Source organism: Pseudarthrobacter woesei (assembly GCF_055412745.1).
Genome location: NZ_JBVAYU010000020.1, coordinates 23,736 through 36,568, shown reverse-complemented (window position 1 = coordinate 36,568; position 12,833 = coordinate 23,736). Strand labels below are relative to the sequence as shown.

Here is a 12,833-nt window from a genome sequence, read left to right as displayed (position 1 = left end):
GCCAACTCTTGCTGATCCACATCAGTCGCCATGGGATCCAGTGTTTCGCTCATAATCGGTCCTCCCCGCCAGGCACGGCCTGGCGTGTCAGGCCAACCACGGATCCACCGTTATTCAGACACTCCCTCCAGAACGGCCCCTACTGCCAGTCAGATGGGAGGGGACTGGCCCTATACAGTGGAACGGTGACTGAGCATACTGCCCCCGCCCGTTTGGACCTGCGCCAGGACGTCGCGCTGCTGGCCGCGGAACTCATCGACATCCACAGCGTCTCCGGCGGGGAAACCCGGCTGGCCGACGCCGTGGAGCATGCCCTCCGCTCGATCCCGCAACTGCAGCTGATCCGTGACGGGGATTCGATCATCGCCCGCACCGACCTTGGCCGCGCCCAGCGGGTCATCCTGGCCGGACACCTCGACACAGTGCCGCTGCCGACGACGGAGGGTTCCCTCGGGGCGGTCCCGTCCTACTGGCCCTCGGGAGCGCCCGGCGAGGGCATCCTCTACGGCCGTGGCGCCACCGATATGAAGGGCGGTGTGGCCGTGCAGCTCGCGCTGGCCGCCAGCCTGTTCGACGGCGGCGCGGAGCCGGCCCGGGACGTCACCTTCGTGTTCTACGACCACGAGGAAGTAGAGGCCGTCAAGAGCGGGCTCGGCCGGCTGGTCCGTAACCACGGCGGACTGCTGGGCGGGGACTTCGCGATCCTGCTGGAGCCCACCGACGGGACGGTCGAGGGCGGCTGCAACGGCACCATCCGCTTCGAAGCGACCACGCTCGGCGAAGCCGCCCATTCCGCACGCGCCTGGATGGGCAGCAACGCCATCCACGCCGCGGCTCCGATCCTTGCCCGGCTGGCAGGCTACGAGCCACAGACCGTCAACGTGGACGGGCTGGACTACCGGGAGAGCCTCAACGCAGTGAAGATCAACGGCGGGACCGCCGGGAACGTTATCCCGGACAAGTGCGTCGTCGAAATCAACTACCGCTTCGCCCCGGACAAGACCCCGGATGAAGCGGAGGCCCACGTGCGGGAACTGCTGGCGGGGTTCGACGTCGTCCGCACCGACAGCGCGGCCGGCGCGCGGCCGGGACTGAACCACCCCGCCGCCGCGTCCTTTGTCTCCGCAGTGGGGGCCGAGCCGAAACCCAAATACGGCTGGACCGACGTCGCACGCTTCAGCGAGCTGGGAATCCCTGCCGTGAACTTCGGCCCCGGAGACCCGCTGCTCGCGCACAAGGACAACGAACACGTCGAGGCAGACGCGATCCGCGAATGCCTGCAGGCGCTGCGGAACTGGCTCGCGGCGTAACGCTGCGCGGAACGAAGAAGGTCCGGAACCCCTGGCGGGATTCCGGACCTTCTTCGTTGAGGGCCGGCTACTTGGCCGGGATGCCAGCAACGGGCACGTGCGCCACGCCGCCTGCCGCCTTCTTGGAACCGCGCTTCTCGATCCAGATGGCGAGGCGTGAGACCGAGAAGTTGATGGCAATGTAGATCACCGCGGCCACGAAGAACACCGGGAACAGGTACTGCGGGCCGAGGAAGTCCGCCATGATCTGCACCTTACGCAGCAACTCCTCGTAGGACACGATGTAGCCCAGCGAGGTGTCCTTGAGCAGCACCACGAGCTGGGCCACGAGCGAGGGCAGCATGCGCCGGATGGCCTGGGGGAGCTCGATGCTGAGCCGCGAGTTGAAGCTGGTCAGGCCGATCGCGAGGCCGGCTTCGCGCTGGCCCTTCGGCAGTGACTGGATACCCGCGCGGATGATCTCCGCGAAGATGGCAGCGTTGTACAGGACCAGGCCTGCCACGACGGCGACGAACGAGCCGGTCGCGAACACCAACAGCACGAAGAACATCATCAGGACGACGGGCATGCCGCGCAGGAATTCCAGCACGATCCGGGTGGGAACCCGGATCCAGGCAACCTCGGAGATGCGCATGAGGCAAAGGAGCAGGCCCAGTGGGAACGCGATGACGGCGGCGACTGCCGCCGCGCTGAGGGTAGCGAGGATTCCGCCGCCGATCAGGGTCCACACATCGGGAATCTGGAAGACTTCCCAGCGCTTGGCCTCGAAGATTCCTTGCTGCGCCAGGACGGTGAAGGCCCAGTAGAGGAGGCCGGCGATGGCGATGACGCCGATCACAGAGCCGATCAGCGAAACACGGCGGGCTTTTGGCCCGGGGACGTCGTAAAGGACCGAGCTCATCGGGCGATCGCCACCTTTCGTTCAACCAGGTTGGCAAAATAGCCAAGCGGGACGGTTATCAGCAGGTAGAAGAACGCGACGCCGACGAGGACCCACAACACGGCGTCGCCATTGGCGTTGGCGAGCTGCCTGCCGGTGCCAAACAGCTCCAGGACGAAGAACGCACCGGCCACGGAGGAGTTCTTTACGAGGGCGATGAGGATGTTGATCATGGGCGGGATCACGGTCCGCAGGGCCTGCGGCAGGATGATCAGGGACAGCACCTGGCTGAACTTCATGCCGATGCTGCGGGCGGCCTCGGCCTGGCCCACCGGGACGCTGTTGACGCCGGAGCGGACAGCCTCGGCGATGAAGGCCGAGGTGTAGGCGCTCAGGGCGATGATGGCGGCCACTTCGAACTGCTGGAACGTCACCCCGAGGCGGGGCAGCACCACCGCGGCGAAGAAGAAGGCGATGGTCAGCGGCGTGTTCCGGACAATTTCCACGTACGTCATGCTGAAGCCGCGCAGGGCGGCGACCGGCGATACGCGGGCTGCCGCTAGCAGGGTGCCGAAAATCAGAGCGAAGATCCCCGAGACCACGGCCAGGAAGAGGGTTCTGAGAAAGCCGTCCCAGTACTGGGGGAGGTTTTCAATGATGACGTCCATAAATTCCTTCGGCTGCCTTGAGGGGATTCGGGCGGAAGACGGGAGTGGCGGTTGCCGGAGCCGCGACGGGCGCGTGCCCCGGCAACCGCCACACCTGACTAGTAGCGGTTGAGGGCGGGAAGTTCCGGAGCAGTCTTGATGACTGCCCCCGCGGTGGCTTCCCAGGCCTTCTTGTAGGATCCGTCCTTGGCGAAGGCTTCCAGCTGGTCGTTGATCCAGCCGCGGAAGACCTTGTCGTCCTTCTTCAGGCCGATGCCGTAAGGCTCCTTGGTGAACGTCTGGTCGGAGGCCAGTTTGAAGGCATCCGGTTCCTTGTTCACGAAGCCGGCGAGGATGACGTTGTCGGTGGTGATGGCTTCAACCTGCTTGTTGCGCAGCGGCTCGAGGCAAGCGGAGTACGTGGCGGCCGGAACAAGGACCGCTCCGTACTTGTCCACAATTGTGCCGGCGGGGGTGGAGCCGGTCACCGAGCAAACGTTCTTGCCCTTGACGTCTTCCGGCTTGGTGATGGACGTGTTGTCCTTGTTCACCATGAGCGACTGGCCTGCTTCGTAGTACGGGCCGGCGAAGTCGACTTCGGTCTTGCGCTTGTCGTTGATCGTGTAGGTGGCAATGATGATGTCCACCTTGCCCTGCTTGATGAACTGCTCGCGGTTGGCGGAGACAGTTTCAACCCACTCGATCTTGTCGGCGGGGATACCGAGCTTGCCGGCGACGAGCTTGCCGATTTCAACGTCGAAACCGACCGGCTTGCCGTCGAGGCCCTTCTGGCCGAACAGCGGCTGGTCGAACTTGGTGCCGATGGTGATCTTGCCTGCGGATGAAAGCTTGGCCATGGCAGTGTCGGCGGCGAAGCTCGGCTTTTCGGCCACGGGCGGGTTGGACGTGGAGGAGCTGCCGCCGCAGGCGCTCAGGCTGAGGGCCAGCGCTGCGGATGCGGCAACCAGAAGGGATTTCCTTCGGGTCAAAAATGCCTTCATGACATTCCTTTCATTGGACGGCCGCCTCGCGGCGGCCTGGGAGCGAACTCGGAGGGGACTCAGTGGGTGAGCAGCTTGGACAGGAAGTCCTTGGCCCGGCTGCTCTTGGGGTTGGTGAAGAACTCTTCGGGGGTCGCGTCCTCGACGATCTGGCCGTCGGCCATAAAGACCACGCGGTCTGCGGCCTTGCGGGCGAAGCCCATCTCGTGGGTGACCACGATCATGGTCATGCCTTCCTTGGCCAACTGGATCATGACGTCGAGGACTTCGTTGATCATCTCCGGGTCAAGGGCGGAGGTGGGCTCATCGAAGAGCATCACTTTCGGCTTCATCGCCAGGGCGCGGGCAATGGCCACGCGCTGCTGCTGGCCGCCGGAAAGCTGGGCCGGAAGCTTGGGAGCCTGGTGCCCGACGCCAACACGCTCCAGCAGGGCCATGGCGGCCTTGTCGGCTTCGGCCTTGGAGATGCCCTTGACCTTGATGGGCCCGAGCGTGACGTTCTCGAGGATCGTCTTGTGCGCGAAGAGGTTGAAAGACTGGAAGACCATGCCGACGTCGGCGCGCAGCTTGGCCAGTTCTTTGCCTTCTTCGGGCAGTTCCTTGCCGTCGATCTTGATGACGCCGTCGTCGATCGTCTCGAGGCGGTTGATGGCGCGGCACAGGGTTGACTTGCCGGAGCCCGACGGCCCGATGACAACGACAACCTCGCCCTTGCGGACGTTAAGGTTGATGTCCTTCAGGACGTGCAACTGGCCGTAATGCTTGTTGACGGCATTCAGGGAGACGAGCGCATCGCCGGGCACTTGAGTAGTCATAAGAAGAATCTAGCGAACATTGGCGGTATATGACTGCAATCACTCCGACTTCCTACAGATCGTGATTCAAGAGATACCTGCAGGTCAGAACTCTCGCGGCAGGTCCCGCTAGCCTCCCGCGAACGCAGCGGGCACGCAGCGGGCACGCGGCGGGCCGAAGGGCGTTGAAGGGGAATGCAAGGTGTTCCGAGTTACCCTGTGGGCATGAGTACCAATCCGCAGCACCGCCCAGGCCAGGACCCCAAGCAGGACCCTGCCGCAAAGCCGGCAACCGGAAAGCGCGAAACGCAGCCGGCAAACGGCATTCGGCACAAAGGCCCGCTGGAGCTGCGGCGCAAACAGGCCAAGGTCACGATGTCCGACCAGACGCTGCTTGACACCAAAGGCCCGGGACAATTCGTCCATACGGATCCGTGGCGCGTCCTGAGGATCCAGAGCGAATTCGTGGAAGGATTCGGGGCCCTCGCCGACCTCGGCCCGGCGGTGAGCGTCTTCGGCTCCGCACGCACCCTGCCCGGCAGCCTCAACTATGAACTCGCCGTCGAAGTCGGCCGGAAGCTTGCCGAGGCCGGTCTGGCCGTCATCACCGGCGGCGGCCCGGGATCCATGGAGGCCGCCAACAAGGGAGCCGTCCAGGGCAACGGCGTGTCGGTGGGGCTCGGGATCGAACTGCCCTTTGAGCAAGGCATGAACCAGTGGGTGGATCTGGGCATCAACTTCCGCTATTTCTTCGCCCGCAAGACCATGTTCGTGAAGTACGCCCAGGGGTTCATCGTTCTGCCCGGCGGGCTGGGAACCCTCGATGAGCTCTTCGAAGCGATGGTCCTGGTCCAGACTCGCAAGGTGACGTCATTCCCGATCGTGCTCGTGGGGACGGCCTTCTGGAGCCCGATGCTGGAATGGATTCAGACCACGCTCGTGTCCGAGGGCATGATGTCCGAGGAGGACCTCGACCTCGTACAGGTAGTGGACGATCCGGCGCTCGCCGTGGAGCTCGTGGTTGAGGGCGCCGCCCGGCACCGGAACCCGAACGGCAACAACCCCGGCCCGGGACCAGGCACCCACCCCCGGTAACGCCGCTCTGGGCTGAACTGCCAGGCTGGGTTGCCCGGCGGCCGGCTTCTGGCACGATGGGGTTGTGAGTTTCTTCCTGGTTTTCCTTGCGATAGCGCTAATCGGCGTCGCCGTCCTGCTCGGCACCGGCCTGGCATCGAAAGTCTTCCGCGGACGCGGCGGCCATGACGACGGCCAACCGCACGACGGCGGACGCCCGTTCCTTGACGACGGCTTCGACGAACCGGTTGCCAATCTGCCGCCGGTGCTGCTTCCTGCCGAGCCGGAACCGGCCGACGTCGACCGTCTCCGCTTTGCCATCGGCCTCCGTGGTTACCGGATGGACCAGGTAGACCAGGTGCTGGACGAGCTGCGCGACCGGCTCGCCGCCAAAGAAGTGAAGATCACGGAGCTCGGAGCGGAACTCGACCGCCTGCGGACCGCGCCGGAGCAAGCCCTTGAATAAGGAATCGGCGCATAAGGAAACGGCGCATACACCGATCAGCCCTGATCCCCTGCCGGCCGGCGGGCCTGTCCTGACACCGCCGGGCGTGAAATCCGCCGCCTGGCGCCGGATTGCCGCCGCCGGTGCCCGGGTGGCGCGGTGGCCGTGGTGGGTCCAGGTGGCAGGGCTCTACCTTGCCGCGCGGCTCGTCAGCGCCTGCATCTTCATGGCTGCGGCCCTGCACCAGGGCGTTAATCCGTGGTTTCCGGCCAAGCCGGACTACTGGTTGTTCGTCAACATCTGGGATGCCCGCTGGTACGGCGAAGTCCTGCAGAACGGCTACCCGGAGGTCCTGCCGACCGACGCGTCCGGCACCGTGCAGGAGAACGCCTGGGCTTTCTATGCGCTGTTCCCGATGCTGGGCCGGGTGGTTTCCGGCCTGACGGGGATGCAGCCCGCCTTTGCCCTGACACTCATCGCAGTGGTTTGCGGTCTGGCCGCGGCCCTGGTGGTCTACAGGCTCTTCCGGCAGATGGCTTCGCACCGCACCGCGCTGTGGGGGACAATCTTCTTCTCCACTTTCCCGGTGTCGCCGGTGCTGCAGGTGCCGTATGCGGAGTCCCTGAACCTTTTCCTGCTCGCGGCCGGACTGCTGCTTGTGGTGCAGCGCCGCTATCTGTGGGCTATGCCCGTCGTCGTGCTGATGTGCCTGTCCCGGCCCACCGGCGTGCCGTTCGCGGCCATGGTGGGGCTGCTGTTCCTCTACCGGGTGTGGCAGTTCCGCGCTGCCCACCGCAAGGGGGAGGCCAGCCACACGGCACGCGCCGGACAGGCAATCGCCGGACATGTAAGCACAGTGCCCCACAGCAAGCCGGAACTATGGTCCTTGGCCGGGCTGACCGCCGTCAGCGGGATCGGCGCCTTGCTCTGGCCCGCGATCGCCTGGGCCGTCACCGGAGACATCCAGGCCTATACCAAGACCGAATCCGTCTGGCGCGGCCACGACCTGGTGCCCTTCAAGCCCTGGTTCGACACCGGCATCCTGCTGTTCGGTCCGGCACTGGGTGTCTTGGCGCCGTTCGTGTTTGCCGCTGCCTTCACGCTCTTTATGATGTCCCGCCCGGTGCGGGCGCTCGGCCCTGAACTGCGCCTGTGGTGCGCCTGCTACCTGGGCTATCTGCTGATCTTCCTGCATCCGCAGACGAGCACCTTCCGGATGCTGCTTCCCCTCTTCCCGCTCGCCTTGAGCGCAGCCCTGATCTCCCGTTCCCGCGCCTACCGCGGCACCGTGGTGGTCATGTTCCTGCTGCTGCAAATTGTCTGGATCGTCTGGCTCTGGGCGTGGGCGCCGTTGCCCGGCGGAGGGGACTATCCGCCGTGACGGATGTTACCTTTCCGGGCCGCCGGCCCGGCATGGCACGGCGCGGCGGAAAGTCCAACGATTAGCTACCGGCGCGTTGTTACGCGATAATAGTTGGTAAGCAAGGACAAGAAGCAAACTGAGCTTATAGCCCTGATGGCTCCCATCACGGCCGCCGGGCAGCTTGTTTGACTAAGCGGACGCAGCCCGGCCGGGCTGGTAAGTCACTGGACTAATGGAGGGGATATTCCTTATGGCGGCTATGAAACCACGCACCGGCGACGGCCCGATGGAAGTTACCAAAGAGGGACGAAGCTTGATCATGCGTGTTCCGCTGGAAGGCGGGGGACGGCTCGTGGTCGAACTCAATTCTGCCGAAGCTACAAACCTGAAGGAATGCCTCGTAGGCGTTACCGAATAGCTTCACCGCACACTTTCGACAGAGGGCGGGATCCGCAGCCGGTTGGCTGCCGGTCCCGCCCTCTGTTTCGTTGTCCGGCCGTTCCCTGCCCCGGCAATGCTTCCTGACGGCCCTACTTCTTGACCGCGATCAGGAGGCCGTCGCCGGTGGGCAGCATGGCTGAAGCGAGGCGGTCGTCGTCGCAGATGGCCTTGCCCACCTGGCGAAGGACCACCGTGGTGGCGTCACGGGCGGCCGGGTTGGCGACGCGGTCTTTGTCCAGGGCGTCGTTGACGATCAGCAGGCCGCCTGATTTGAGCAGGCGGGTGGCCTGTTCCACATAGCCGGGGTAGTTCGGCTTGTCGGCATCGATGAACACGAGGTCGTAGGCGCCGTCGGTCAGCCGTGGCAGGACGTCGCCGGCCCGGCCGGAAATGGTGCGGGTGCGGTTGGCCGGGCTGCCGGCTTCCTGGAACGCCTCGCGGGCGGCCTTCAGGTGTTCGACGTCGACGTCGATGGTGGTCAGGACGGCCTGCGGCCCGAGGCCCCGCAGGATGCAGACACCGGACACCCCTGCACCGGTGCCGATCTCGACGGCGGTCTGCGCTTTCGAGGCAGCGGCAAGCACAGTCAGAACTGCCCCGACGCCGCGGCCCACCGGGGTGACGCCCAGTTCGAAGGACCGTTCGCGCGCGTGCAACAGGACCTCATCCTCGGCAGGCAGATCTTCTGCGTAGGACCAGCTCGTGGACTTGTCGGCGCTCATGAGGGGTATCGCTTTCTGGGCGGCAGGGGGGCGTATTCCCTCCAGCGTACTGTGTTCGGCGGGGCCCGGCCGGGAGGCGCCGCTGCTGCGGCTGTGATGGCGGACACCGCGGTTCCGCCGTGGGCTGAAGGCTCTTCTGCGTCAGGAAATTCCCAGCTTGATTTGAAATGATGATAGTCCGCTCATCCGCGTGGTGATCGGCGTCGAATCAAGGATGATGCAGGTGCTTGCAGCCGCAAGCACCGTCCACGGCGTAAGTGCCATCCATGAGGGGAGCGGACGATGTCGATTCAGGCAGCTGTCCCTGAAACTGAAGAGTCCCGGCTCACGGCCGATGCCGAATGGGTCCGGCCCAGCTGGGAAGAAGTGGTGACCAACCATTCCGCGAAGGTTTACCGCCTCGCGTACCGGCTGACGGGCAACAAGTTCGACGCCGAAGACCTGACCCAGGAAGTGTTCGTCCGGGTCTTCCGCTCACTCGAAAACTTCAAGCCGGGCACCCTGGATGGATGGTTGCACCGGATCACCACGAATCTCTTCCTGGACCAGGCCCGGCGCAAGAGCCGGATCCGCTTCGATGCGCTGTCAGAAGACGCCGAGTCGCGACTTCCCGGACGCGAGCCGGGCCCGGAGCAGAGCTTCGAATTCAACAATCTTGACCTCGATGTGCAGGCCGCCCTCGAAGAACTGCCGCCGGACTTCCGCGCCGCCGTCGTGCTCTGCGACCTCGAAGGCCTGTCCTACGACGAAGTGGCGGTTGCCCTTGGCATCAAACTCGGAACCGTGCGGTCCCGGATCCACCGCGGCCGAACCATGCTCCGCGAAAAGCTCGCGCACCGCGACCCGCGCCCCAAGCAGTCCCTGAAGCCGCGGCTGAAGATGCCGCGCATCGCCGGCCTCCTCTGAACCGGGCGATGGGTTTACTGAACAGATGGATGCGGGGCCGGCACGATCGGTGGCACCAGCACCTGGACTCCTGCACCGAGTGCCTGCTGCAGCGGCGCCGGGAGCGCCAGTATCTGGAACGCCTCCGCGGCGCCGAGGTGCCCCGGGCCAGCGACGACCTGACTGCGCGCCTGCTGGCCCGCACCGAGGAACTGGCTTCGGAACAGCCGGCACCGGAACCCGGCCCCCGGAGCCCCGCTCCGCACCGCGGGCTGCGGCTCTCGGCGCTCATCGCCGGGGGCTCCGCGGCCGCCGCGACCTTGCTGGCCGGCTCCGCCTACCTCATGGGCGGCGACACCACGCCGCTGGCGGAAGGGGCCCCGTCGTCCGCCTTCCTGCAGGAGGATCTACAGGTCAGTGAAGCAACCTCCGGCGGCGCCGGAGCCGTTACCTCCCGCTTGAGCGTCACCGGCGAACCGGACATCACTCCAGCCGGTGTGCTCACCGCGGCGCAGCTGAACGGGCTGCGGTCCCAAGGATGGACATGTCCCGAACTGCGCGAGCTGGGTTACCACTTGGTCTGGGCCAGGGGCAGTGTGGTGGCTGGCGGGGAGGTCCTGGAACTGCGGCTCACCGACGGACAGCACTTCGCGACGGTCCTGGAACAGCACAGCAGCCCGGACGCGCGGCAGCTGCCCGGCGCCACTGCGCCGGTGAACGTACTCACCGGCCGCCCCGCGGCCGCTGACGGCTTCACCTCGGTGGACGACGGGCTCTGGGTCAACACGGCAGCGCCCTTCCGTGCCATCTATCAGACGTCCTCCGCGACGTTCACCTACATTTCAGACCAGCCCGCCGAACAGGCAGAGGACGGCGTGGCGGCCCTGGTACAGTCCCGCTCCGGTGGCACCGCAGGGATTCCGGCCCACGGCACAGCAGCCCTTGGAGCCGGGGATGGCCAGGAGGACGGTCTCACCGCCCGGATGGGGCGCGGGCTGACCCGGATCCTGGAGTTCCTGGCACCGTAACGAGGGGATCTGCGCAAGGCCGCCGTCGTTTGGCGCCGCCGAATCGTCGCGGCTCCGGTTGAGAGGGTAATCTTCCTACAGTGCTTGGAATAAATGGACCGGAGTTCTTACTTCTGCTGATCATCGGCCTTCTGGTGATTGGTCCCAGCAGGTTGCCCGAATACACCCAGAAACTTGCCAATATCGTCAAGGAAGTCCGCCGCATGGCGTCGGGGGCGCGGGAGCAAATCAAGGAAGAAGTCGGCATCGACATCGATGACGTCGACTGGAAGAAGTATGATCCCCGGCAGTACGATCCGCGGAGAATCATCAAGGAAGCGCTGCTGGACGATGACAGCAAGCCGGTCAGCGCCGGTGCGCCGGCCGCAGTGTCAGTCGCCGCGGCGGCGGCCGCAGCCGCTGCGGACCGCCCTGCCCGTGTGATCGAGCGGCTGTCCGACGGCGAGTCCGCCCCGTTCGACTCCGAGGCGACCTAGAACCGGAACCCCTGCCGGACCGACCGCAGGGTCCGGTCAGCGCGGCCGGAGACCCAGGGACATGCCCAGCGCCGGGCCCGGCGGGTGGACATAGTCCGGTTATGTCCTGTCCCGGGTGCGGAGAATGGGCATGTCCTCCCGCGGAGCAGCCCGGCTCAACAACGCCGGACCCACACAACGCCGGACCCACACAACGCCGGACCCACACAACGCCGGAGCCGTCCGATGGGCCCGTCCAACGCCGGACCTGTCCAATGCTTAACCGGGCCGGCCCCAGGCGCCCATGCCGTGACGGTCCTCCCCGGTCGCTTCGGCGTCCGGCGCCAAACGGGCGCCGGAGTCCGGGCTTATCCCGGGCCGGCGGGAGGCCGGGCGGCTGGCAACCGGGAAGGAGCGCCCCCGCTGGCAGCCGGCGCCAGGCCAAGTAAACGAAATGCCCGCTGGACATGCCCCGCGCCGCGGCCAGCGGGTGGACATAGTCCGGTTATGCCCTGTCCCGGGTGCGGAGAATGGGCATGTCCTCCCGGTGCGAAAAGGCCCGGGCCCGGCTAAACACCCGACGAATAAGCGAAAATGACCCTAGGACCGGGGCGTCGGCTGGACCCAGGAGCTCGGTCAGCGCGGCCGGAGACCCAGGGGCATGCCTTTGAGCCCGCGCGGGACCGAGGCGAGCTTTCCGGCAATGTCCAGCAACGCCACGGCCGCTGGCGTCTCCGGGCGGCCCAGCACCAGCGGAACACCTTCGTCCCCGCCCTCACGGAGCAGGATGTCCAGCGGGATCTGGCCCAGCAGGGGGACCACGGTACCCACCGTGGCGGACAACCGCTCGGCGAGCACGGCGCCGCCGCCGCTGCCGAACAATTCCATCCGGCCGCCGTCGGGCAATTCCAGGTAGGACATGTTCTCCACCACTCCGGCGACTGTCTGCCCGGTCTGCGTCGCGATGGCGCCGGCCCGTTCGGCGACGTCTGCGGCGGCCGTCTGCGGCGTCGTCACCACGAGGATCTGCGCCTTGGGCAGCAGCTGGGCCACGGAGATGGCGATGTCGCCGGTGCCGGGCGGCAGGTCCAGGAAGAGGGCGTCGAGGTCGCCGAAGTACACGTCGGTGAGGAACTGTTCCAGGGCCCGGTGCAGCATAGGTCCGCGCCAGGCGACCGGCTGGTTGCCGGTGACGAACATGCCGATCGAGATGACTTTGACGCCGTAGGCCACGGGCGGCAGGATCATGTCATCGACCCGGGTGGGGGTCTGGGTGATGCCCATCAGCCCCGGCACGGAGAAGCCGTAGACGTCCGCGTCCACTATCCCCACCCGCAGCCCCTGGGCGGCCAGCGCGCAGGCCAGGTTTACGGTGACCGATGATTTTCCGACGCCGCCCTTGCCGCTGGCGACGGCGTACACCTTGGTCAGCGAGCCGGGGTCGTTGAACGGGATTCCGCGCTGCCCGCCCGCGCCGCGGAGCTGCTCCTTGAGTGCGTCGCGCTGCACCTGGGTCATGACCTTGAGCTCGACGTCGACGGCGGTGACCCCCGGCACAGCGGACAGCGCCGCCTCGCAGTCGGCGATGATGGTGCCGCGCAGCGGGCAGCCCGCGATGGTGAGCAACACGGCGATCCGCACCTGGCCGGCGTCGGAAATCTCCACGGTGTCCACCATGCCCAGCTCGGTGATGGGACGGCGGAGCTCGGGATCGATCACGGTGGTCAGGGCGGTGTGCACCGCTTTGTTCATCGGGGAGTCCGCAGGGGAGCCCGGGGACGAGCCCAC

The 12,833-nt window shown here is 66.2% G+C and carries 14 protein-coding genes; 8 read left to right on the top strand and 6 right to left on the bottom strand.

Going from position 1 to position 12,833, the window contains the following annotated elements:
* Positions 1-185 precede the first annotated feature (185 nt).
* Entirely contained in the window at positions 186-1,310 is a 1,125-nt protein-coding gene (gene dapE, locus ACZYZE_RS18210) for a succinyl-diaminopimelate desuccinylase (protein WP_459316934.1), read from the top strand.
* 67 nt (positions 1,311-1,377) lie between these two features.
* Here dapE and ACZYZE_RS18205 read toward each other — a convergent pair whose 3' ends face one another.
* From ACZYZE_RS18205 to ACZYZE_RS18190, 4 genes are all read right to left on the bottom strand, one after another.
* Positions 1,378-2,211 carry an amino acid ABC transporter permease gene (locus ACZYZE_RS18205; protein WP_463909391.1) on the bottom strand — a complete coding sequence of 278 codons (834 nt, stop codon included), beginning with the start codon at positions 2,209-2,211 and terminating at the stop codon, positions 1,378-1,380.
* Complete coding sequence (locus ACZYZE_RS18200) at positions 2,208-2,858, bottom strand: amino acid ABC transporter permease (protein WP_463909390.1); 651 nt, start codon at positions 2,856-2,858, stop codon at positions 2,208-2,210. The genes ACZYZE_RS18205 and ACZYZE_RS18200 overlap by 4 nt, the downstream gene beginning before the upstream one ends.
* Positions 2,859-2,956: 98 nt before the next feature.
* A complete protein-coding gene (locus tag ACZYZE_RS18195; RefSeq protein ID WP_459316931.1) occupies positions 2,957-3,838 on the bottom strand; it encodes a glutamate ABC transporter substrate-binding protein in 882 nt (293 codons plus the stop codon).
* Positions 3,839-3,897: 59 nt separating this feature from the next.
* On the bottom strand, positions 3,898-4,653 hold the full coding sequence (locus ACZYZE_RS18190; protein WP_459316930.1) for an amino acid ABC transporter ATP-binding protein: 756 nt from the start codon (positions 4,651-4,653) through the stop codon (positions 3,898-3,900).
* A 204-nt stretch (positions 4,654-4,857) separates the two neighbouring features.
* Between ACZYZE_RS18190 and ACZYZE_RS18185 the strand changes: the two genes are divergently transcribed.
* The 4 genes from ACZYZE_RS18185 to ACZYZE_RS18170 all read left to right on the top strand — a co-directional run bounded on the left by ACZYZE_RS18185 (position 4,858) and on the right by ACZYZE_RS18170 (position 7,932).
* Positions 4,858-5,727, top strand: a complete 870-nt coding sequence (locus ACZYZE_RS18185; RefSeq protein ID WP_459316929.1) for an LOG family protein — start codon at positions 4,858-4,860, stop codon at positions 5,725-5,727.
* 64 nt (positions 5,728-5,791) lie between these two features.
* Positions 5,792-6,172, top strand: coding sequence for a DivIVA domain-containing protein (locus ACZYZE_RS18180; RefSeq protein ID WP_459316928.1), 381 nt, complete (start codon positions 5,792-5,794; stop codon positions 6,170-6,172).
* Between the two features lie 70 nt (positions 6,173-6,242).
* Entirely contained in the window at positions 6,243-7,532 is a 1,290-nt protein-coding gene (locus tag ACZYZE_RS18175; protein ID WP_463909392.1) for a putative hexosyltransferase, read from the top strand.
* A gap of 232 nt (positions 7,533-7,764) precedes the next feature.
* Entirely contained in the window at positions 7,765-7,932 is a 168-nt protein-coding gene (locus ACZYZE_RS18170; RefSeq protein WP_069949162.1) for a DUF3117 domain-containing protein, read from the top strand.
* A 112-nt stretch (positions 7,933-8,044) separates the two neighbouring features.
* Here the strand turns inward: ACZYZE_RS18170 and ACZYZE_RS18165 are convergent, their stop codons facing one another.
* Positions 8,045-8,677: an O-methyltransferase gene (locus ACZYZE_RS18165; protein ID WP_463909389.1), complete on the bottom strand. Its 633-nt coding sequence runs from the start codon at positions 8,675-8,677 to the stop codon at positions 8,045-8,047.
* Positions 8,678-8,959: 282 nt separating this feature from the next.
* Between ACZYZE_RS18165 and sigE the strand changes: the two genes are divergently transcribed.
* From sigE to ACZYZE_RS18150, 3 genes are all read left to right on the top strand, one after another.
* Entirely contained in the window at positions 8,960-9,583 is a 624-nt protein-coding gene (sigE, locus tag ACZYZE_RS18160) for an RNA polymerase sigma factor SigE (protein WP_459316926.1), read from the top strand.
* An 8-nt stretch (positions 9,584-9,591) separates the two neighbouring features.
* Positions 9,592-10,590: an anti-sigma factor gene (locus tag ACZYZE_RS18155; RefSeq protein WP_459316925.1), complete on the top strand. Its 999-nt coding sequence runs from the start codon at positions 9,592-9,594 to the stop codon at positions 10,588-10,590.
* An 80-nt stretch (positions 10,591-10,670) separates the two neighbouring features.
* A complete protein-coding gene (locus tag ACZYZE_RS18150) occupies positions 10,671-11,066 on the top strand; it encodes a twin-arginine translocase TatA/TatE family subunit (protein ID WP_463909388.1) in 396 nt (131 codons plus the stop codon).
* 615 nt (positions 11,067-11,681) lie between these two features.
* Here the strand turns inward: ACZYZE_RS18150 and ACZYZE_RS18145 are convergent.
* Positions 11,682-12,797 carry an Mrp/NBP35 family ATP-binding protein gene (locus ACZYZE_RS18145; RefSeq protein WP_459317081.1) on the bottom strand — a complete coding sequence of 372 codons (1,116 nt, stop codon included), beginning with the start codon at positions 12,795-12,797 and terminating at the stop codon, positions 11,682-11,684.
* Positions 12,798-12,833: the final 36 nt, after the last annotated feature.

Excerpts from the sequence above, each read along its gene's own strand:
- ACZYZE_RS18205 (WP_463909391.1), bottom strand. The coding sequence starts at position 2,211 with ATGAGCTCGGTCCTTTACGACGTCCCCGGGCCAAAAGCCCGCCGTGTT.
- ACZYZE_RS18200 (WP_463909390.1), bottom strand. The coding sequence starts at position 2,858 with ATGGACGTCATCATTGAAAACCTCCCCCAGTACTGGGACGGCTTTCTC.
- ACZYZE_RS18195 (WP_459316931.1), bottom strand. The coding sequence starts at position 3,838 with ATGAAGGCATTTTTGACCCGAAGGAAATCCCTTCTGGTTGCCGCATCC.
- ACZYZE_RS18190 (WP_459316930.1), bottom strand. The coding sequence starts at position 4,653 with ATGACTACTCAAGTGCCCGGCGATGCGCTCGTCTCCCTGAATGCCGTC.
- ACZYZE_RS18185 (WP_459316929.1), top strand. The coding sequence starts at position 4,858 with ATGAGTACCAATCCGCAGCACCGCCCAGGCCAGGACCCCAAGCAGGAC.
- ACZYZE_RS18170 (WP_069949162.1), top strand. The coding sequence starts at position 7,765 with ATGGCGGCTATGAAACCACGCACCGGCGACGGCCCGATGGAAGTTACC.
- ACZYZE_RS18165 (WP_463909389.1), bottom strand. The coding sequence starts at position 8,677 with ATGAGCGCCGACAAGTCCACGAGCTGGTCCTACGCAGAAGATCTGCCT.
- sigE (WP_459316926.1), top strand. The coding sequence starts at position 8,960 with ATGTCGATTCAGGCAGCTGTCCCTGAAACTGAAGAGTCCCGGCTCACG.
- ACZYZE_RS18155 (WP_459316925.1), top strand. The coding sequence starts at position 9,592 with ATGGGTTTACTGAACAGATGGATGCGGGGCCGGCACGATCGGTGGCAC.
- ACZYZE_RS18145 (WP_459317081.1), bottom strand. The coding sequence starts at position 12,797 with ATGAACAAAGCGGTGCACACCGCCCTGACCACCGTGATCGATCCCGAG.